This window comes from Streptomyces sp. NPDC006326, assembly GCF_040612915.1.
Classification (GTDB): Bacteria; Actinomycetota; Actinomycetes; order Streptomycetales; family Streptomycetaceae; genus Streptomyces.
On record NZ_JBEXRC010000002.1, the window covers coordinates 219,816 to 240,712 of the forward strand.

Below are 20,897 nucleotides of genomic sequence, written 5' to 3' on the forward strand. Positions count from 1 at the left end.
GGTCCGTACCGGGACGGACCGGGAATGCATGCGCCGTAGGATCCGTTGGGTCGGGTGGGACTCCACACCGGCCCCCGGCAAGCAGCGCGCAGTCCACAGAGACGAGGAAGAAACCCGTGAGCGACGTACGAAACGTGATCATCATCGGCTCCGGGCCGGCCGGTTACACCGCCGCCCTGTACACCGCACGCGCTTCGCTCAAGCCGCTGGTCTTCGAAGGCGCCGTCACCGCCGGTGGCGCGCTGATGAACACCACCGAAGTCGAGAACTTCCCCGGCTTCCAGGACGGCATCATGGGCCCCGACCTCATGGACAACATGCGCGGCCAGGCCGAGCGTTTCGGCGCCGAGCTCGTCCCCGACGACATCGTGGCCGTTGACCTCACGGGTGAGATCAAGACCGTCACCGACACCGCGGGCACCGTGCACCGCGCCAAGGCCGTCATCGTGGCCACCGGCTCGCAGCACCGCAAGCTGGGCCTGCCCAACGAGGACGCGCTCTCGGGCCGTGGCGTCTCCTGGTGCGCGACCTGTGACGGCTTCTTCTTCAAGGACCAGGACATCGCCGTCGTCGGCGGTGGCGACACCGCGATCGAGGAAGCCACCTTCCTCTCCCGGTTCGCCAAGTCCGTCACCATCGTCCACCGCCGCGACACGCTGCGCGCCTCCAAGGCCATGCAGGACCGCGCCTTCGCCGACCCGAAGATCAAGTTCGCCTGGGACAGCGAGGTCGCCGAAATCCACGGCGAGCAGAAGCTCACCGGCCTCACCCTGCGCAACACCAAGACCGGTGAGACCTCCGAGCTGCCCGTGACCGGCCTCTTCATCGCCGTCGGCCACGACCCGCGCACCGAGCTGTTCAAGGACCAGCTCGTGCTGGACGAGGAGGGCTACCTCAAGGTGGAGGCGCCCTCCACGCGGACGAACCTCACCGGCGTGTTCGCCGCCGGCGACGTCGTGGACCACACGTACCGTCAGGCCATCACCGCCGCGGGCACCGGCTGCGCCTCTGCCCTCGACGCCGAGCGCTTCCTCGCCGCCCTCGCGGATGCCGAGAAGGCCCACGCGACGGTCTGACCCGAGACCCTCAGACACCCCCCAGCACAACCCCACACCCCGCAGGAAGAATTAGGAGGCCGCTGTGGCCGGCACCCTCAAGAACGTGACCGACGCCGACTTCGACGCCGAAGTCCTCAGGAGCGAGAAGCCCGTACTGGTGGACTTCTGGGCAGCCTGGTGCGGTCCGTGCCGCCAGATCGCCCCCTCGCTTGAGGCCATTGCGGCCGAGTACGGCGACCAGATCGAGATCGTCAAGCTCAACATCGACGAGAACCCGGCCACGGCCGCCAAGTACGGCGTCATGTCCATCCCGACGCTGAACGTCTACCAGGGCGGCGAGGTCGCCAAGACCATCGTCGGTGCCAAGCCGAAGGCCGCCATCCTGCGTGACCTGGACGGCTTCATCGAGGTCAAGACCGCCTGATGGTCTGAGCTCGTCCGGCGGTAGCCGGGAATGTTTCACGTGAAACGGGGCCGCCCCTTCAAGGGGCGGCCCCGTTCGCATGTCTGGCGGCTCACAGCGGCCGCAGTGCGGGCTCCTTGCGTGCCGCACCCAGCAACCGGTCCAGCGCCATTTCCACGTCTTCCTTCCACGACAGCGTCGACCGCAGCTCCAGCCGCAACCGGGGATGCGCGGGATGCGGGCGCACCGTCTTGAAGCCGACCGCAAGCAGGTGATCCGCCGGCAGCAGACAGGCCGGCCCGTCCCACCGGGCGTCACCGAAGGCCTCGATGGCCCGGAAGCCGCGCCGCAGCAGATCCTTCGCCACCGTCTGGACCATCACCCGCCCCAGCCCCTGTCCCTGGTATCCGGGCATGATCCAGGCAGTGATCAGCTGTACGGCATCCGGAGACACCGGGCTGGTAGGAAAGGCCGTGGACCGCGGCACATAGGCGGGCGGCGCGTACAGGACGAATCCCACGGGAACGTCGTCCACGTAGACCACCCGGCCGCACGAACCCCACTCCAGAAGGACGGCCGAGATCCACGCTTCCTTCTCCAGCTCCGAGTTCCCCGCCTTCACGGCGGCCTCACCCGTGACCGGATCCAGCTCCCAGAACACACAGGATCTGCAACGTGGAGGCAGGTCTTGGAGGTTGTCCAGCGTGAGTGGTACCAACCGACGCCCCATGACCGCATGGTATCCACAGGCCATTCGTTCTTCGAGCGCACAACAAGACGGTCGGTCCCCCTGCACACGAAGGGGCGGGCCACTCCGGCTCCACCGGCATGACCCGCCCCTCGATGTCCCGGGGATCTACTCCCCGGACAGACCCTGTTCCAGCACCCGGCCCTCGCCCGGTGCCAGCGTCCCCAGAATCCGCTCCAGATCCTCCATCGAGGCGAACTCGACGGTGATCTTTCCCTTCTTCTGGCCCAGGTCCACCTTCACCCGGGTCTCGAAGCGGTCCGACAGACGGGTCGCGAGCTCACTGAGCGCCGGGGCCACCCGGGCTCCGGCCCGAGGGCCCTTCGGCTTCACCACCGCCGAGTTCTCGGAGCCCATCAGGGAGACGATCTCCTCGACCGCCCGGACCGACAGTCCCTCGGCGACGATCCGGTGCGCCAGGCGATCCTGGACCTCGGACTCCTCCACCGACAGCAGTGCCCGCGCGTGCCCCGCAGACAGGACGCCGGCAGCCACCCGCCGCTGCACCGACGGCGACAGCTTCAGCAGGCGCAAGGTGTTCGAGACCTGCGGACGCGACCGGCCGATCCGGTCCGCCAGCTGGTCGTGCGTGCAGTTGAAGTCCTGGAGCAGCTGGTCGTAGGCGGCTGCCTCCTCCAGAGGGTTCAGCTGGGCCCGGTGCAGGTTCTCCAGCAGGGCGTCCAGCAGCAGCTTCTCGTCGTCCGTCGCGCGGATGATCGCCGGGATGCGCTCCAGCCCGGCCTCCCGGCACGCCCTCCAGCGGCGTTCGCCCATGATCAGCTCGTAGCGCCCGGGCGACGACTGCCGCACCACCACCGGCTGGAGCAGACCGACTTCCTGAATGGAGGTCACCAGCTCCGCCAGTGCGTCCTCGTCGAACACCTCTCGGGGCTGTCGCGGATTCGGCGTGATCGCGTCCATGGGCAGCTCGGCGAAGGTCGCCCCCGCCACACTGCCGGTCTCGGGCTCGGCCTTCTCCGGCTCGGCCACCACCGCGACCGCCGATGTTTCACGTGAAACATCGCCGACCGCCGCCGATCCGGCCTGCGCGAGCGAGGCCAGCTTCGCCGCCGCGATCCCTCGCTCCGAAGTCAGCACCGGCACCGCCGACGGGGACGTCGACCCCGAGCCGGCCACCGACGGCGTCTTCTCCTGGGGCGCCGCGGGAATCAGCGCGCCGAGCCCCCGCCCCAGACCCCTACGTCGCTCACTCACTGGATCCCCTCCGCCATGCTCTGCGTGCTGTTCATGCCCGCGCCCGTGTGGGCGTGCTGGGCGTCGTAATGGATTCCGGCCCCCCGCAGCGCGATCTCGCGCGCTGCTTCCAGGTAGGAGAGGGAGCCACTGGAACCCGGGTCATAGGTGAGCACCGTCTGCCCGTAGCTCGGCGCCTCGGAAATCCGCACCGACCTCGGGATGCTCGTCCGCAGCACCTCGTTGCCGAAGTGCGTGCGCACCTCCTCCGCCACCTGCGAGGCCAGCCTCGTCCTGCCGTCGTACATGGTCAACAGGATGGTCGAGACATGCAGCGCCGGATTGAGGTGGGCCCGGACCAGGTCCACGTTCCGCAGCAGCTGGCCCAGCCCCTCCAGGGCGTAGTACTCGCACTGGATGGGGATCAGTACCTCGGCTCCGGCCACCAGCGCGTTCACCGTGAGCAGTCCCAGCGAGGGCGGGCAGTCGATCAGGATGTAGTCGAGCGGCTGCTCGTACGCCTGGATCGCCCGCTGAAGCCGGCTCTCGCGGGCCACCAGCGAAACCAGCTCGATCTCCGCGCCGGCCAGATCGATCGTGGCCGGAGCGCAGAAGAGTCCCTCCACGTCCACGACCGGCTGGACGACCTCCAGCAGCGGCCGGCTGTCCACGAGCACGTCGTAGATCGAGGGGACATCCGCGTGGTGGTCGATGCCCAGGGCCGTCGATGCATTGCCCTGCGGATCGAGGTCGATCACCAGGACCCGAGCGCCGTGCAGGGCCAGAGAGGCCGCCAGGTTCACGGTCGTCGTGGTCTTCCCCACGCCGCCCTTCTGGTTGGCGACCACGATGACCCGGGTCTGTTCCGGCCGGGGCAGCCCGTCACCGGCGCGTCCGAGGGCGTCCACCGCCATCTGGGCGGCCCGGCCGATGGGCGTGTCATTGTCCACCAGGGGCGGGGGCGGTGTTTCTCCCCCGGTCACCGCCGCGGAAGCCCCTGGTGGGACGTCCACATCGGTGAATTCAGAGCGGGGACCGGGGACCGGGTCGGCCATCGGCCCCGCGAGGTTGGCGTCGGACCGCACGGTGTCACTCTCCTCGGCATCAGGCTCGCGATGAACAGAGCCTGCCATGTCACCGGGGTCGCGAACCAGCGGGGCCCGTACTCCTGTGGATGAATCCACCGATGTGGACAACTCCGTCCCCCCCTCCTCCTTCCGGTGAAGCGGGGACGCAGCCGCACGACCGCGGCTGATGATTCCGTGCAGCAGAGAGCGACGTTTCACGTGAAACACGATGCCCGGACGGGGTCTCCGGGCCGCTACGACACTCCGAAATCCATACCTATAGGGCCCAACAGCCCCGAAAAGACAGGCAAACGATCACCGCGGCCGAGGATCAACGACGCCTGCGCGTACGCCCCACCCGGGCCGCCTTGGCCCGCTTCGCCGCGAACCGCACACCGCCCGGGCTCTCCCCGACCTCCACGCGGACCACCGTGGACAGCGGATCCACCACGCCCTCACCCACCTGGAGCACCGAGGTCTTCACCACACCCAGCTTCGCCAGGGCGACCTTCGCCGCCACCAGCTCCTCCTCGGCGGTGTCGCCCTTGAGCGCCAGCATCTCGCCGTAGGGACGCAGCAGCGGTACGCCCCAGCCGGCCAGCCGGTCCAGCGGAGCCACCGCCCGCGCCGTCACCACGTGCACCGGCTGCACCTTGCCGAGCACCTCCTCGGCCCGACCGCGCACCACCGTGACATGGTCCAGCCCGAGCAGCTCCACGGCCTCCTGGAGGAAGGTCGTCCGACGCAGCAGCGGCTCCAGCAGGGTGATCTTCAGATCCCGGCGCACCAGGGCCAGCGGAATACCGGGCAGGCCGGCCCCCGAACCCACGTCGCACACGGTGACGCCCTCGGGCACCACCTCGGAGAGCACCGCACAGTTCAACAGGTGCCGCTCCCACAGGCGCGGTACCTCACGCGGCCCGATCAGGCCGCGCTTGACCCCCGCGTCCGCCAGCAGCTCCGCGTACCGCACAGCTTCCGGGAAAAACTCGCCGAATACCGCGCGCGCCTCCTCAGGCGCCGGGGGAAGCTCCGCTGCCTCCGTCACGGGGACCGTCCTTCCGTACCGCATGGATCGTGAAAAAGGGCACTGCTGCCCGACACCGCCGGACCGGCACTGCCAGGCTGACAAACATCGGCCCCGCCTGCGAGACAGACGGGGCCGAACACTCGGACGTGCGGTCAGGCCGGGAGCACAACGACGAAGCGCTGCGGCTCCTCGCCCTCGGACTCGCTCTTCAGACCGGCGGCCGCCACGGCGTCGTGGACGACCTTGCGCTCGAACGGCGTCATCGGCGCCAGCTTCAGCGGCTCACCGGACGCCTTCACGTCCGCCGCGGCCTGGGCGCCCAGGGCCGCCAGCTCCTCGCGCTTCTTGGCGCGGAAGCCGGCGATGTCCAGCATCAGCCTGCTGCGGTCCCCGGTCTCCCGGTGCACGGCGAGGCGCGTCAGCTCCTGGAGAGCTTCCAGAACCTCTCCGTCACGACCCACGAGCTTCTGGAGGTCACGGCTGGCGGAGTCGCTGACGATCGACACCGCGGCCCGGTCGGCCTCGACGTCCATGTCGATGTCACCGTCCAGGTCGGCGATGTCCAGCAGACCCTCAAGGTAGTCGGCCGCGATCTCACCCTCCTGCTCAAGGCGGGTCAGGGTGTCGCCACTCTCAGCGGCGGCGGTGGTGGTGCCTTCCGTCACGGGAGGGACTCCTTCTTACTTCTTGGAAGAGGGCTTGGGGGGCGTCTGACGCTGCGCCTTCGTCTGCCGCTTCGGCTGCTGCCGCTTGGGCGTACCGCTGCTCGCCGAGTCGGCGTCCGCCGTGGCCACGACACTCTTGACCACGGAACCGTCCGGCTGGGCGGCCAGACCCTGCTTCGTCAGCGCCGTGATGAACTTGCGCTCGTTGTCGTTGCGGTCCGGCCCCTTGGCCACGATCGCGGCGACGATCTTCTTCTTGCCCCGGCCCTTGACGTCGCCGTGCGAGCTGACGTGCTTCAGCAGACGGGTCAGGTACTGGTCCTGCGCCTTGCTGCCCGGCGTCGGGTTCTGGTTGATCACGTACATCTGCTGGCCCATGGTCCACACGTTGGTGGTCAGCCAGTAGACGAGGACACCCACGGGGAAGTTGATGCCCATGAACGCGAAGATCAGCGGGAAGATGTACATCAGCATCTTCTGCTGCTGCATGAACGGCGTCTTGACCGAGAGGTCGACGTTCTTCTGCATCAGCTGACGCTGGGTGTAGAACTGCGACAGCGACATCAGGATGATCATGACGGCGGTCACGATCCGGACGTCGGTCAGCGAGGCGTTGAGCGCCGCGACCTTGTCCTCGCTGTCCATGAACTTCGCGGCCAGCGGGGCACCGAAGATGTGCGCCTTGCGGGCGCTCTCCAGCAGCGGGCCGTCGATCTCACCGATCGGCTTGCCGTTCGCGATGCCGGCGAGCACGTGGTACAGCGCGAAGAAGAACGGGGACTGCGCCAGGATGGGAAGGCACGAGGACAGCGGGTTGGTACCCGTCTCCTTGTACAGCTTCATCATCTCTTCGGACTGACGCTGCTTGTCGTTCTTGTAGCGCTCCTGGATCGCCTTCATCTTCGGCTGGAGCGCCTGCATTCCGCGCGTCGCCTTGATCTGCTTCACGAAGAGCGGGATCAGGCAGATACGGATCAAGACCACCAGGGACACGATGGACAGGCCCCAGGCCCACCCGCTGTCCGCGCCGAAGATCGCGCCGTACAGGCTGTGGAACTGGACGATGATCCACGAGACGGGCGTGGTGATAAAGCTGAACAGACTGGCAATCGTGTCCACTAATCAGGCTCCTTGAGCATTGCGAGATCTACGCAACGCACTGCGCAGCTGCTCGTGCCAACGCGGGCGTTTACGAGGTGGGACATGATCAACACCACCGGCGGACCACGGGTTGCACCGCAGGATCCGCCAGGCGGTCAGAACCGTCCCCTTCACCGCACCATGCCGGTCGATGGCCGTGAACCCGTAGTGCGAGCACGAGGGGTAATAGCGGCACACCGGCCCGAGCAGCGGACTGATCGTCCACTGGTACAGCTTGATCAAAGCGAGCAGCGGGTACTTCATCGAGCCACGCCTCCCAGGAGCCGCAGCAAAGCGGCGTCCAGGTCCCGGGCCAGTTCGTCGACGCCGGCCTCACCCGCTCCGGGCAATGCCCGCACCACCACCAGGCTACCGGCGGGCAGCCCGGAGAGCCGCTCCCGTACGAGGTGACGCAGACGACGCTTGACCCGGTTACGGACGACCGCGCCGCCGACGGCCTTGCTGACGACGAAACCCGCACGCGTCGAGGGATCAGTCTCCCCCGGCCCGTGCGGGTCCGTTGCACCGCTTGTACGTAGGTGGACGACGAGGAGCGGGCGACCGGCCCGGCGCCCCCGGCGCACCGCGCTCGCGAAGTCCTCGCGCCGCCTCAGCCGATTTTCGGGAGACAGCACGACGTCACGACCTGCGCGTTGTTACGCGGAGAGGGCGGCGCGGCCCTTGCTGCGGCGGTTCGCCAGGATCGCGCGACCGGCACGGGTACGCATCCGCAGGCGGAAGCCGTGGGTCTTGGCACGACGGCGGTTGTTCGGCTGGAAGGTGCGCTTGCTCACTCGGGGGCTCCAGAGAATGAATCGTTGTGGCGGGACATCGCCTGGCTGTCACCGTGCGCCCACGAGGAAACTCGCGTGTTCGCCCGAGTGGCACCGCTAAACGATCACGATCAGTGACCTTCGCCCATCGGTAGGCAGGCGGCAGCAGCCATCGACAACTCGACCTCGTTACGGTACGCGCGGCTACGCCATCCGGTCAAACCGAGGCGAGAGCGCCCCGCGCTGTGCACAGGCTGTGGACAACGACTTGAACCGTACCCGTCGGGCTGACTACCGTTGCCTGACCCTGGATTTTTTGTCCCGACCGTCCCAAAGAACCACACATTCGTGGGACCCCTGTGAGAGAGCGTGCTCTGTGGCTGACGTACCTGCCGATCTTGCCGCAGTGTGGCCAAGGGTGCTCGAAAAGCTCCTCGGGGAGGGGCAGCAGGCCATCGAGCCGAAGGACAAGCAGTGGGTCGAGCGCTGCCAGCCGCTGGCCCTCGTCGCCGACACGGCGCTCCTGGCCGTCCCCAATGAATACGGCAAGCGGGTCCTCGAAGGCCGCCTCGCACCCCTGATCAGCGACGCGCTCAGCCGTGAGTGCGGCCGCCCGATCCGCATCGCCATCACGGTCGACGACTCCGCCGGCGAGCCCGCCCCGCCGCCCGCCCCCGCCGCCCAGCGCGGCGGTGACGCGTACGACGCCTACGGCGGCCAGCGCCCCGGCGGCCACGGCGGGCCCGACGACCAGCTCCCCACGGCCCGTCCCGCCTACCCGGACTACCAGCAGTCGCGCCCCGAGCCGGGCTCCTGGCCCCGCGGCGGCCAGCAGGAGGACTACGGCTGGCAGCAGCAGCGCCTCGGCGGCTTCCCCGAGCGCGATCCGTACGCCTCGCCGCAGCCCGGGTACCTCCAGCAGCCGGAGAGCGGCGGTTACGACCAGAGCTCCTACGAGCAGCAGCAGTACGAGCAGTCCCCGTACGACTCCCAGAAGAGCCACCAGTACGAGCAGCAGCAGTACGAGCAGCAGTCCGCCCCCCGACCGGCCCCCGGCCGGCCGGCGCCGCCGCCCTCCTCCTCCGGCGGCTCGACCTCGGGCCCGCTGGAACCGACCGCGCGGCTCAACCCCAAGTACCTGTTCGACACCTTCGTCATCGGCGCGTCCAACCGCTTCGCGCACGCCGCCGCGGTGGCCGTCGCGGAGGCGCCGGCGAAGGCGTACAACCCGCTCTTCATCTATGGGGAGTCGGGCCTTGGCAAAACGCATCTGCTGCACGCCATCGGGCACTACGCGCGGAGCCTGTATCCCGGCACCCGCGTGCGCTACGTGAGCTCGGAGGAGTTCACCAACGAGTTCATCAACTCCATCCGCGACGGCAAGGGCGACGCCTTCCGCAAGCGCTACCGCGAGATGGACATCCTGCTCGTCGACGACATCCAGTTCCTCGCGAGCAAGGAGTCGACGCAGGAGGAGTTCTTCCACACCTTCAATACGCTCCACAACGCCAACAAGCAGATCGTGCTGTCCTCCGACCGGCCGCCCAAGCAGCTCGTCACCCTGGAGGACCGGCTCCGCAACCGCTTCGAGTGGGGCCTGATCACCGACGTCCAGCCGCCCGAGCTGGAGACCCGTATCGCGATCCTGCGCAAGAAGGCCGTCCAGGAGCAGCTCAACGCCCCTCCGGAGGTACTGGAGTTCATCGCCTCCCGCATCTCCCGCAACATCAGGGAGCTGGAGGGGGCGCTGATCCGGGTCACCGCCTTCGCGAGCCTGAACCGGCAGCCGGTGGACCTCGGCCTGACCGAGGACGTCCTCAAGAACCTGATCCCCGGCGGCGAGGACTCGGCGCCCGAGATCACCGCCTCGGACATCATGGCGGCCACCGCCGACTACTTCGGCCTCACGGTGGACGACCTGTGCGGCTCCTCGCGCAGCCGCGTGCTGGTCACCGCCCGGCAGATCGCCATGTACCTGTGCCGGGAGCTCACCGACCTGTCCCTGCCCAAGATCGGGGCGCAGTTCGGCGGCCGCGACCACACCACCGTCATGCACGCGGACCGCAAGATCCGGGCCCTGATGGCGGAGCGGCGCTCCATCTACAACCAGGTCACCGAGCTCACCAACCGCATCAAGAACGGCTGAGCCACCGCGGCTCCGCACGCTTTCAGAGGGCGCTCCCGGGTCACTCCGGGAGCGCCCTTCTTCTTTCGCGCGCCCCTGACCTGTTCGAATACGCCCCCTGGAGAGCAACTCATCCACAGATTCACGGACTTTCTTCCGTCCACACCCTGGGGACGGGTTCCGTCACCCACAATCTGTCCACAGGGGTGCCGGTTGAGGCACCATCAGCCCTGGTCAGTCGGCTGTGTATTTGTGCGCAACCACTGTCCACAGGCTGTGGACAGAAGATCCGTCCACAGGGCTGTCCACGGCTCTGTCCACCGCCGACCCACAGGTTCCCGCATCCTGTGCACAGGATCGGACGACTTACCCACACCCTTGTCCACTGTTCGGCAACCGGCCACCCCCTCTCACCGCCGCGAGTGAAAGCGGTCACACGGAAGTCGACGTTTGGGCTGTGGAGTACCTGGGGAAAGCTGGGGACACACCTGTGGAGTAGTCCGGGTCGCCTGGGGACGACCTGTGCAGAACTTTTGTTTCTCCACAGCACCCCCGGGTTGTCCACCGGTGCCGCCCACAGGGCCGGTGGATAAAAAACGGCACCTGACGTGCGAGAACGGGGTTATCCACCGTTTCCACAGGCCCTACTACTACCCCCATGGAGAGAGAGGCCGGTTTCGGTTTTCAAGCGGGTCCTGTGCACAACTCGTCGGAAGCCCGCCCCGACGCCTCGCTCCCGATTTGACCGCCGGCAGCACCGACTGTCGGCGCCGTACGTCAGACTGGTCCCCGGCATCGAGGCCCCGACGGCTCCGAGCCATCGAGACACCGAGGCCGACGACGACAGGCCGGCAGACGAGCGAGCGACAGCAGGAGGCGGTTCCGGTGAAGATCCGGGTGGAACGCGACGTACTCGCGGAGGCGGTGGCTTGGGCGGCCCGCAGCCTCCCGGCCCGGCCGCCGGTGCCCGTCCTCGCGGGCCTGCTGCTGAAGGCGGAGGACGGGACGCTGTCCCTCTCCGGCTTCGACTACGAGGTCTCGGCCCGCGTCTCGGTCGAGGCGGACGTCGAGGAGGACGGCACCGTCCTGGTCTCCGGCCGCCTGCTGGCCGACATCTGCCGCGCCCTCCCCAACCGCCCCGTGGAGATTTCCACAGACGGTGTACGGGCGACCGTGGTCTGCGGCTCCTCCCGGTTCACCCTCCACACCCTGCCTGTGGAGGAGTACCCGGCGCTGCCCCAGATGCCGACCGCGACCGGCACCGTGCCCGGCGAGGTCTTCGCCTCCGCCGCCGCCCAGGTCGCCATCGCCGCCGGCCGCGACGACACGCTGCCCGTGCTCACCGGTGTCCGCATCGAGATCGAGGGCGACCGCGTCACCCTGGCCTCCACCGACCGCTACCGCTTCGCGGTCCGCGAGTTCCTGTGGAAGCCGGAGAACCCGGACGCCTCGGCCGTGGCCCTGGTGCCCGCCAAGACGCTCCTGGACACCGCCAAGTCCCTGACCAGCGGTGACACGGTCACCCTGGCCCTGTCGGGGTCCGGCGCGGGCGAGGGCCTCATCGGTTTCGAGGGCGCCGGCCGCCGCACCACGACGCGTCTGCTCGAAGGCGACCTGCCGAAGTACCGCACGCTGTTCCCGACGGAGTTCAACTCGATCGCCGTGATCGAGACCGCCCCGTTCGTCGAGGCCGTCAAGCGCGTGGCCCTCGTCGCCGAGCGCAACACCCCGGTCCGCCTCAGCTTCGAGCAGGGCGTACTGATCCTGGAGGCCGGCTCCAGCGACGATGCACAGGCTGTGGAGCGCGTGGACGCCACGCTGGAGGGCGACGACATCTCGATCGCCTTCAACCCGACCTTCCTGCTGGACGGCCTGAGCGCGATCGACTCCCCGGCCGCGCAGCTGAGCTTCACCACCTCGACCAAGCCGGCGCTGCTCAGCGGCCGCCCCGCGGTCGACGCCGAGGCCGACGAGGCGTACAAGTACCTGATCATGCCGGTCCGCCTCTCGGGCTGACACCGTCTTCACCGGGTCCGGTCCCGCAGGCTGCGGGCCGGGCCCGGCGCCGTCCGTCCGCCGTGCGCGGAGCGCCCTTGGGCCGTGCGGCACGGCCCGGCGTAGGCTCGGAGGCTGGGCGCCCCGGCAGTCGGGGGCCCGGCACAGACGGCCACAACGCTTAAGGAAGCACCTGATGGAGCTTGGTCTCGTCGGTCTCGGCAAGATGGGCGGCAACATGCGCGAGCGCATTCGCCGCGCAGGCCACACCGTCATCGGATACGACCGCAACCCGGACCTCGCCGATGTCCACAGCCTGTCGGAACTTGTGGACAGCCTGGAGGCCCCCCGCGTGGTGTGGGTGATGGTTCCGGCCGGTGCGGCGACGCAGTCCACCATCGACGAGCTCGGGGAGCTGCTCGCGCCCGGCGACATCGTCGTGGACGGCGGCAACTCGCGCTGGACGGACGACGAGAAGCACGCGGAGGAGCTGGCGGCCAAGGGCATCGGCTTTGTCGACTGCGGTGTCTCCGGCGGGGTCTGGGGCCTGGAGAACGGCTACGCGCTGATGTACGGCGGCGAGAAGGAGCACGTCGCCACCGTCCAGCCGGTCTTCGACGCACTGAAGCCGGAGGGCGAGTTCGGCGCGGTGCACGCCGGCAAGGTCGGTGCGGGCCACTTCGCGAAGATGGTCCACAACGGCATCGAGTACGCCATGATGCAGGCCTACGCCGAGGGCTGGGAGCTGCTGGAGAAGGTGGACTCGGTCACCGACGTCCGCGAGGTGTTCCGGTCCTGGCAGGAGGGCACGGTCATCCGCTCCTGGCTGCTGGACCTCGCGGTGAACGCCCTCGACGAGGACGAGCACCTGGAGCAGCTGAAGGGCTACGCGCAGGACTCGGGCGAGGGCCGCTGGACGGTGGAGGCGGCGATCGACAACGCCGTGCCGCTGCCCGCGATCACCGCTTCGCTCTTCGCGCGGTTCGCTTCCCGGCAGGACGACTCGCCCCAGATGAAGATGATCGCCGCGCTGCGCAACCAGTTCGGCGGCCACGCGGTGGAGAAGAAGTAGCCCGCTCGCGGCGGCACCGGCAGGACTCCGGCCCGGCCGGACGCGTGAGCAGCAGGACAGCACGACAGCAGCACAGCAGGACGCACCACAGCAGGAAGCCGGGGGAGGTCGGCGCCGTATGCACGTTTCGCATCTCTCGTTGGCCGACTTCCGCTCGTACGCCCGGGCCGAGGTTCCCCTCGACCCGGGCGTCACGGCTTTCGTGGGCCCCAACGGCCAGGGCAAGACGAACCTGGTCGAGGCCGTCGGCTACCTGGCGACCCTGGGCAGCCACCGGGTCTCCTCCGACGCCCCGCTGGTCCGCATGGGAGCGGAACGGGCGGTCATCCGGGCGGCCGTCACGCAGGGCGAGCGCCGGCAGCTGGTGGAGCTGGAGCTCAATCCCGGCCGGGCCAACCGGGCCCGCATCAACCGCTCCTCGCAGGTCAGGCCCCGGGACGTGCTGGGGATCGTACGGACGGTGCTGTTCGCGCCGGAGGACCTGGCCCTGGTCAAGGGCGACCCGGGCGAGCGCCGGCGCTTCCTGGACGAGCTCGTCACCGCGCGCTCCCCGCGGATGGCTGGGGTCCGCTCGGACTACGAGCGGGTGCTCAAGCAGCGCAACACGCTGCTGAAGTCCGCGGCGATGGCACGCAGGCACGGCGGGCGCTCGATGGACCTGTCCACCCTCGACGTGTGGGACCAGCACCTGGCGCGCGCGGGCGCGGAGCTGCTGGCGCAGCGCCTCGACCTGATCGCGACGCTGCTGCCGCTGGCGGACAAGGCGTACGAGCAGCTCGCCCCCGGCGGCGGCCCGCTGGGGCTGGCGTACCGTTCCTCCGCCGGCGAGCCGGTGGACAGCGGGGCGGCGCGGTCCCGGGAGGCGCTGTACGAGGCGCTGCTTGCGGCGCTCACGGAGGTCCGCAAGCAGGAGATCGAGCGGGGCGTGACCCTGGTGGGCCCGCACCGGGACGACGTGCTGCTGCGGCTGGGGGAGCTGCCGGCGAAGGGGTACGCGAGCCACGGCGAGTCCTGGTCGTACGCGCTGGCCCTGCGGCTGGCCTCCTACGAGCTGCTGCGCTCGGAGGGCAGCGAGCCGGTGCTGGTCCTCGACGACGTCTTCGCGGAACTGGACGCGCGGCGCCGGGAGCGGCTGGCGGAGCTGGTGGCCCCGGGCGAGCAGGTGCTGGTGACGGCGGCTGTGGACGATGACGTTCCGGACGTGTTGGCGGGGGCCCGGTTCGGGGTGTCCGGCGGTGAGGTGACCCGGCTGTGAGCGAGCAGGACCAGGGGAAGGAGCCGCGCGAGGTGTCCGCCCCGCGCAAGGCGCCCGAGATGTCCGGCGTGGACCTCGCCCGCCAGGCCCTGGCGGCGGCCCGGGAGCAGGCCCGGGCGCGCGGCAACGCCGTCGGCGGCCGCAAGGGGGCCCGCAACCCCGGGCTGCGCTCGGGTGCGCGGGCCGACGGCCGGGACCCGATGCCGCTGATGGCCGCACTGGACCGGCTGCGCACGGAACGCGGCTGGGAGATGCCGATGGCGGTGGCCGGTGTGATGGAGCGCTGGGCGCAGATCGTCGGGCCGGAGATCGCGGCGCACTGTGAACCGGAGCGCTACGAGGACCGTGAACTGGTCGTGCGGTGCGATTCCTCGGCCTGGGCGGCGCAGCTCAAGCTGCTGGCCCCGCAGCTGGTGGCGCGCCTGAACGCGGACCTGGGACAGGGCACCGTCCGGTTGATCAAGGTGCAGGGGCCGGGCGGCCGGCCCAAGGGGTACGGGCCCTGGCGCGCGCCGGGGAGCACGGGCCCCGGGGATACCTACGGGTAGCCCCCGTCGGCGGGTGGTCGCGGGTGGCGTCCCTCACGGTAGCGGGAGGTTGACAGGCCGAAGCGCTCAATGCCCGTGTGAGCCTCTTTGAGCCCCTTCCCGGATATGGGGAGTCGGAGAGTGGAGGTTCAGGGCGGCACATGCGGACTCAGGTACCGGCAAACCCCCATTCATGTCCGTGGTACCGGTAGACTGAAGCGAATCCCGCCCGCTTGCGGGATCACGCTGACAAACGCTGACAACGCAGATCGACGCAGCCGCTCCTGCTTGCATGCCTGCTGGCCCGGAGTACGGCCTGTGCTGTGCCAGAAAGGGCGCTTCGTGGCCGATTCCGGCAACCCCAACGACAACCAGTCCACAGCCGGCGAGAGCGGCGAGGCCACCTCGTCGTACGACGCCAGTGCGATCCAGGTCCTGGAGGGCCTGGACGCGGTCCGCAAGCGGCCCGGCATGTACATCGGGTCGACCGGTGAGCGCGGTCTCCACCACCTCGTCTACGAGGTCGTCGACAACTCGGTCGACGAGGCACTGGCCGGGCACGCGGACACCATCGACGTGACGATCCTCGCCGACGGCGGGGTACGCGTGGTCGACAACGGCCGCGGCATCCCGGTCGGCATCGTGCCCTCCGAGGGGAAGCCGGCCGTCGAGGTCGTCCTGACGGTCCTGCACGCGGGCGGCAAGTTCGGCGGCGGCGGCTACGCCGTCTCCGGCGGTCTGCACGGCGTGGGCGTGTCCGTCGTGAACGCCCTGTCGACCAAGGTCGCGGTCGAGGTCAAGACGGACGGCCACCGCTGGACCCAGGACTACAAGCTGGGCGTGCCGACGGCTCCGCTGGCGCAGAACGAGGAGACCGACGAGCACGGCACGTCGGTCACCTTCTGGGCCGACGGCGACATCTTCGAGACCACCGAGTACTCCTTCGAGACGCTGTCGCGCCGCTTCCAGGAGATGGCCTTCCTCAACAAGGGTCTGACGATCTCGCTGACCGACGAGCGCGAGTCGGCGAAGGCGACCATGGGCGCGGACAGCGCGGAAGAGGTCGAGGAGCCCCCGGCGCGGACGGTCAAGTACTACTACGAGGGCGGCATCGTCGACTTCGTGAAGTACCTGAACTCGCGCAAGGGCGAGCTGATCCACCCGACCGTCATCGACGTCGAGGCCGAGGACAAGGAGCGCATGCTCTCGGTCGAGATCGCGATGCAGTGGAACTCGCAGTACACGGAGGGCGTCTACTCCTTCGCGAACACGATCCACACGCACGAGGGCGGTACGCACGAGGAGGGCTTCCGTGCGGCGCTGACCGGTCTGGTCAATCGTTACGCCCGCGACAAGAAGCTGCTGCGCGAGAAGGACGACAACCTCGCGGGCGAGGACATCCGCGAGGGTCTGACGGCGATCATCTCGGTGAAGCTGGGCGAGCCGCAGTTCGAGGGCCAGACCAAGACCAAGCTGGGCAACACGGAGGCCAAGACCTTCGTGCAGAAGGTCGTCCACGAGCACCTGAGCGACTGGTTCGACCGCAACCCGGTCGAGGCCGCGGACATCGTCCGCAAGGCCATCCAGGCCGCCACGGCGCGCGTCGCGGCCCGCAAGGCCCGTGACCTGACGCGCCGCAAGGGTCTGCTGGAGAGCGCCTCGCTGCCGGGCAAGCTCTCCGACTGCCAGTCGAACGACCCGACCAAGTGCGAGATCTTCATCGTCGAGGGCGACTCGGCCGGCGGCTCGGCCAAGTCCGGCCGCAACCCGATGTACCAGGCCATCCTGCCGATCCGCGGCAAGATCCTGAACGTCGAGAAGGCCCGCATCGACAAGATCCTGCAGAACACCGAGGTCCAGGCGCTGATCAGCGCCTTCGGCACGGGTGTGCACGAGGACTTCGACATCGAGAAGCTCCGCTATCACAAGATCATCCTGATGGCGGACGCCGACGTCGACGGCCAGCACATCAACACCCTGCTGCTGACCTTCCTGTTCCGCTTCATGCGGCCGCTGGTCGAGGCCGGGCACGTGTACCTCTCCCGCCCGCCGCTGTACAAGATCAAGTGGGGCCGGGACGACTTCGAGTACGCGTACTCCGACCGCGAGCGCGACGCCCTCGTGGAGCTCGGCAAGCAGAACGGCAAGCGGATCAAGGAAGACTCGATCCAGCGCTTCAAGGGTCTGGGCGAGATGAACGCCGAGGAACTGCGCGTCACCACCATGGACGTGGACCACCGCGTGCTCGGCCAGGTCACGCTGGACGACGCGGCCCAGGCCGACGACCTGTTCTCGGTGCTGATGGGTGAGGACGTCGAGGCGCGGCGCTCCTTCATCCAGCGCAACGCCAAGGACGTCCGCTTCCTCGACATCTGAGTCGGTCTGACGCTGACCGCCTGAAAGGATTTCTGACCAGCAATGGCCGACGAAACCACTCCCACCGCCGAGAACATCGAAGAAGAAGGCCCGCAGCTGCGCATCGAGCCCGTGGGGCTTGAGACGGAGATGCAGCGCTCCTACCTCGACTACGCGATGTCCGTCATCGTCTCGCGCGCCCTGCCGGACGTGCGGGACGGCCTCAAGCCGGTCCACCGCCGCGTGCTGTACGCGATGTACGACGGCGGCTACCGGCCCGAGAAGGGCTTCTACAAGTGCGCCCGCGTCGTCGGCGACGTCATGGGCACCTACCACCCGCACGGCGACAGCTCGATCTACGACGCCCTGGTGCGCCTGGCCCAGCCGTGGTCGATGCGCATGCCGCTGGTGGACTCGAACGGCAACTTCGGCTCCCCGGGCAACGACCCGGCGGCGGCGATGCGCTACACCGAGTGCAAGCTGATGCCGCTGGCCATGGAGATGCTCCGGGACATCGACGAGGAGACCGTCGACTTCCAGGACAACTACGACGGCCGCAACCAGGAGCCCACGGTCCTGCCGGCCCGCTTCCCGAACCTGCTGGTCAACGGCAGCGCCGGTATCGCGGTCGGCATGGCCACCAACATCCCGCCGCACAACCTGCGCGAGGTCGCGGCCGGCGCCCAGTGGGCGCTGGAGCACCCGGACGCCACGCACGAGGAGCTGCAGGACGCGCTCATCGAACGGATCAAGGGCCCGGACTTCCCGACCGGTGCGCTGGTCGTGGGCCGCAAGGGCATCGAGGAGGCGTACCGGACCGGCCGCGGCTCCATCACGATGCGCGCGGTGGTCGAGGTCGAGGAGATCCAGAACCGCCAGTGCCTGGTGGTCACGGAGCTTCCGTACCAGACGAACCCGGACAACCTGGCGCAGAAGATTGCCGACCTGGTGAAGGACGGCAAGATCGGCGGCATCGCCGACGTCCGCGACGAGACCTCCTCGCGGACGGGCCAGCGCCTGGTGATCGTGCTCAAGCGCGACGCCGTCGCCAAGGTCGTGCTGAACAACCTCTACAAGCACACCGATCTGCAGACGAACTTCGGCGCGAACATGCTGGCGCTGGTGGACGGCGTGCCGCGCACCCTGTCGATCGACGCCTTCATCCGCCACTGGGTGACGCACCAGATCGAGGTCATCGTCCGGCGCACGAAGTTCCGCCTGCGCAAGGCGGAGGAGCGGGCGCACATCCTGCGCGGTCTGCTCAAGGCCCTGGACGCCATCGACGAGGTCATCGCGCTGATCCGGCGCAGCAACACCGTCGAGATCGCGCGCGAGGGCCTGATGGGCCTGCTGGAGATCGACGAGATCCAGGCGAACGCGATCCTGGAGATGCAGCTGCGGCGCCTGGCGGCACTGGAGCGGCAGAAGATCGTCGCCGAGCACGACGAGCTCCAGGCCAAGATCGACGAGTACAACGAGATCCTGCGCTCGGAGCACAAGCAGCGCTCCATCGTCAGCGAGGAGCTGGCGGCGATCGTCGAGAAGTACGGCGACGACCGGCGCTCCAAGCTGGTGCCCTTCGACGGCGACATGTCCATGGAGGACCTGATCGCCGAAGAGGACATCGTCGTCACGATCACCCACGGCGGGTACGTCAAGCGCACCAAGACCGAGGACTACCGCTCGCAGAAGCGCGGCGGCAAGGGCGTGCGCGGCACGAAGCTCAAGCAGGACGACCTGGTCGACCACTTCTTCGTGTCCACCACCCACCACTGGCTGCTGTTCTTCACGAACAAGGGCCGCGTCTACCGGTCCAAGGCGTACGAGCTCCCGGACGCCGGCCGCGATGCGCGCGGGCAGCACGTGGCGAACCTGCTGGCCTTCCAGCCGGACGAGAAGATCGCCCAGATCCTCGCGATCCGCGACTACGAGGCCGCCCCGTACCTGATCCTGGCCACCAAGGGCGGCCTGGTGAAGAAGACGGCGCTCAAGGACTACGACTCGCCCCGTTCGGGTGGTGTCATCGCCATCAACCTCCGGGAGACCGAGGACGGCAGCGATGACGAGCTGATCGGCGCGGAGCTGGTCTCCGCCGAGGACGACCTGCTGCTGATCAGCAAGAAGGCGCAGTCGATCCGCTTCACCGCGACCGACGAGGCGCTGCGCCCCATGGGCCGTGCGACCTCGGGCGTGAAGGGCATGAGCTTCCGCGAGGGCGACGAACTGCTCTCCATGAGCGTGGTCCGGCCCGGTACGTTCGTCTTCACCGCGACCGACGGCGGCTACGCCAAGCGCACGGCCGTGGACGAGTACCGCGTCCAGGGCCGCGGTGGCCTGGGCATCAAGGCCGCGAAGATCGTCGAGGACCGCGGGTCGCTCGTCGGGGCGCTCGTGGTGCACGAAACGGACGAGATTCTCGCCATCACGCTCGGCGGTGGTGTGATTCGTACGCGCGTCAATGAAGTCAGGGAGACCGGCCGTGACACCATGGGCGTCCAGCTGATCAACCTGGGCAAGCGCGATGCCGTGGTAGGCATCGCCCGTAACGCCGAGGCCGGCCCGGAAGCCGACGAGGTCGACGAGACCGAGGCGGCCGAAGGACAGGCCGCCGAGGCCGCCGAGGGCACGCAGCCCTCGGCTGGGGAGCACGAGGAGTAAGTCGTGAGTGGAGCCACGGGCGCCGGACCGGCCAAGACTGGAGACGGCGGTGCCCGTGGCCCCGCCGCGGACTCCCAGGGGAGCACTGTGACGGACGAGCGCGGCTCACAGCCGCAGCAGGCCGGCGCGTCGGCGCCCGCGGCGGCTCCGGCCGCCGGGCAGCCCGGCCCGGGGCCCTACCACCCCCCGCAGGCCTACGCGGCCCCGGCGGGCCCTGGTGCGCCGCGGGGGGCCGCCGAGGCCGGTGCGAAGCGCAAGCCGCGTACGCCGGTCCGTACGACGCCGAGGACCCGCAAGGCGCGGCTGCGGGTGGCCAAGGCCGACCCGTGGTCGGTGATGAAGGTCAGCTTCCTGCTGTCGATCGCGCTCGGCGTGTGCACGATCGTGGCGGCGGCGGTGCTGTGGATGGTCATGGACGCCATGGGCGTCTTCTCGACCGTCGGCGGCACGATCAGCGAGGCGACCGGTTCGAACGAGAGCAACGGCTTCGACCTCCAGTCGTTCCTGTCGCTCCCGCGCGTGCTGATCTTCACGTCGGTGATCGCGGTCATCGACGTGGTGCTGGCGACGGCTCTGGCGACGCTGGGCGCGTTCATCTACAACCTGTCGGCGGGCTTCGTCGGCGGTGTGGAGCTCACGCTCGCCGAGGACGAATGACCGACGGATGACCTGCGGGGACGCCCGCGCGGAACGGATTTTGGCGTGACCGTGTCTGTGCGCTAATCTTCAGGAGTCAGCGCGCAGCGCGGATGGGGCTATAGCTCAGTTGGTTAGAGCGCATCCCTGATAAGGATGAGGCCACAGGTTCAAATCCTGTTAGCCCCACAGTGTC

The 20,897-nt window shown here is 68.9% G+C and carries 18 protein-coding genes, 1 tRNA gene and 1 pseudogene; 11 read left to right on the forward strand and 9 right to left on the reverse strand.

Annotation, left to right across the window (positions count from 1 at the left end):
- Nucleotides 1-116: 116 nt before the first annotated feature.
- Nucleotides 117-1,076, forward strand: a complete 960-nt coding sequence (trxB, locus tag ABZ128_RS02680) for a thioredoxin-disulfide reductase (RefSeq protein WP_356845640.1) — start codon at nucleotides 117-119, stop codon at nucleotides 1,074-1,076.
- A gap of 64 nt (nucleotides 1,077-1,140) precedes the next feature.
- On the forward strand, nucleotides 1,141-1,482 hold the full coding sequence (gene trxA, locus ABZ128_RS02685; protein WP_356845641.1) for a thioredoxin: 342 nt from the start codon (nucleotides 1,141-1,143) through the stop codon (nucleotides 1,480-1,482).
- A gap of 91 nt (nucleotides 1,483-1,573) precedes the next feature.
- Here trxA and ABZ128_RS02690 read toward each other — a convergent pair whose 3' ends face one another.
- The 9 genes and pseudogenes from ABZ128_RS02690 to rpmH form a co-directional block, all read right to left on the reverse strand.
- Nucleotides 1,574-2,191, reverse strand: coding sequence for a GNAT family N-acetyltransferase (locus tag ABZ128_RS02690; protein ID WP_356845715.1), 618 nt, complete (start codon nucleotides 2,189-2,191; stop codon nucleotides 1,574-1,576).
- A 126-nt stretch (nucleotides 2,192-2,317) separates the two neighbouring features.
- Complete coding sequence (locus ABZ128_RS02695) at nucleotides 2,318-3,424, reverse strand: ParB/RepB/Spo0J family partition protein (protein WP_356845642.1); 1,107 nt, start codon at nucleotides 3,422-3,424, stop codon at nucleotides 2,318-2,320.
- Entirely contained in the window at nucleotides 3,421-4,536 is a 1,116-nt protein-coding gene (locus ABZ128_RS02700; RefSeq protein WP_356845643.1) for a ParA family protein, read from the reverse strand. Before ABZ128_RS02700 ends, ABZ128_RS02695 begins: the two co-directional genes overlap by 4 nt.
- A gap of 265 nt (nucleotides 4,537-4,801) precedes the next feature.
- Nucleotides 4,802-5,542 (reverse strand): 16S rRNA (guanine(527)-N(7))-methyltransferase RsmG, encoded by a 741-nt coding sequence (rsmG, locus tag ABZ128_RS02705; protein ID WP_356845644.1) that lies wholly within the window; start codon nucleotides 5,540-5,542, stop codon nucleotides 4,802-4,804.
- A gap of 110 nt (nucleotides 5,543-5,652) precedes the next feature.
- A complete protein-coding gene (locus ABZ128_RS02710) occupies nucleotides 5,653-6,165 on the reverse strand; it encodes a R3H domain-containing nucleic acid-binding protein (protein ID WP_030153171.1) in 513 nt (170 codons plus the stop codon).
- 15 nt (nucleotides 6,166-6,180) lie between these two features.
- Nucleotides 6,181-7,284, reverse strand: coding sequence for a membrane protein insertase YidC (gene yidC / locus ABZ128_RS02715; protein ID WP_356845645.1), 1,104 nt, complete (start codon nucleotides 7,282-7,284; stop codon nucleotides 6,181-6,183).
- A gap of 30 nt (nucleotides 7,285-7,314) precedes the next feature.
- Nucleotides 7,315-7,569, reverse strand: a pseudogene (yidD, locus tag ABZ128_RS02720) (membrane protein insertion efficiency factor YidD); the annotation flags it as partial.
- Entirely contained in the window at nucleotides 7,566-7,940 is a 375-nt protein-coding gene (gene rnpA / locus ABZ128_RS02725) for a ribonuclease P protein component (RefSeq protein ID WP_356845646.1), read from the reverse strand. The pseudogene yidD and the gene rnpA, both read right to left, overlap by 4 nt.
- 21 nt (nucleotides 7,941-7,961) lie before the next feature.
- Entirely contained in the window at nucleotides 7,962-8,099 is a 138-nt protein-coding gene (gene rpmH / locus ABZ128_RS02730; RefSeq protein WP_018547628.1) for a 50S ribosomal protein L34, read from the reverse strand.
- A gap of 355 nt (nucleotides 8,100-8,454) precedes the next feature.
- Here rpmH and dnaA point away from each other — a divergent pair, with 355 nt between their 5' ends.
- The 9 genes from dnaA to ABZ128_RS02775 all read left to right on the forward strand — a co-directional run bounded on the left by dnaA (nucleotide 8,455) and on the right by ABZ128_RS02775 (nucleotide 20,890).
- A complete protein-coding gene (gene dnaA / locus ABZ128_RS02735) occupies nucleotides 8,455-10,224 on the forward strand; it encodes a chromosomal replication initiator protein DnaA (protein ID WP_356845647.1) in 1,770 nt (589 codons plus the stop codon).
- Nucleotides 10,225-11,088: 864 nt separating this feature from the next.
- On the forward strand, nucleotides 11,089-12,219 hold the full coding sequence (gene dnaN, locus ABZ128_RS02740; RefSeq protein ID WP_356845648.1) for a DNA polymerase III subunit beta: 1,131 nt from the start codon (nucleotides 11,089-11,091) through the stop codon (nucleotides 12,217-12,219).
- Nucleotides 12,220-12,394: 175 nt separating this feature from the next.
- On the forward strand, nucleotides 12,395-13,270 hold the full coding sequence (gene gnd, locus ABZ128_RS02745; protein WP_356845649.1) for a phosphogluconate dehydrogenase (NAD(+)-dependent, decarboxylating): 876 nt from the start codon (nucleotides 12,395-12,397) through the stop codon (nucleotides 13,268-13,270).
- 118 nt (nucleotides 13,271-13,388) lie between these two features.
- Nucleotides 13,389-14,525, forward strand: a complete 1,137-nt coding sequence (gene recF, locus ABZ128_RS02750; protein ID WP_356845650.1) for a DNA replication/repair protein RecF — start codon at nucleotides 13,389-13,391, stop codon at nucleotides 14,523-14,525.
- Between the two features lie 59 nt (nucleotides 14,526-14,584).
- Entirely contained in the window at nucleotides 14,585-15,073 is a 489-nt protein-coding gene (locus ABZ128_RS02755) for a DUF721 domain-containing protein (protein WP_356845716.1), read from the forward strand.
- A gap of 297 nt (nucleotides 15,074-15,370) precedes the next feature.
- Entirely contained in the window at nucleotides 15,371-17,428 is a 2,058-nt protein-coding gene (gyrB, locus tag ABZ128_RS02760; protein WP_356845651.1) for a DNA topoisomerase (ATP-hydrolyzing) subunit B, read from the forward strand.
- A 42-nt stretch (nucleotides 17,429-17,470) separates the two neighbouring features.
- Nucleotides 17,471-20,065 carry a DNA gyrase subunit A gene (gene gyrA / locus ABZ128_RS02765; protein ID WP_356845652.1) on the forward strand — a complete coding sequence of 865 codons (2,595 nt, stop codon included), beginning with the start codon at nucleotides 17,471-17,473 and terminating at the stop codon, nucleotides 20,063-20,065.
- Between the two features lie 87 nt (nucleotides 20,066-20,152).
- Complete coding sequence (locus ABZ128_RS02770) at nucleotides 20,153-20,722, forward strand: DUF3566 domain-containing protein (RefSeq protein ID WP_356845717.1); 570 nt, start codon at nucleotides 20,153-20,155, stop codon at nucleotides 20,720-20,722.
- A 94-nt stretch (nucleotides 20,723-20,816) separates the two neighbouring features.
- Nucleotides 20,817-20,890, forward strand: a tRNA-Ile gene (locus ABZ128_RS02775).
- Nucleotides 20,891-20,897 lie beyond the last annotated feature (7 nt).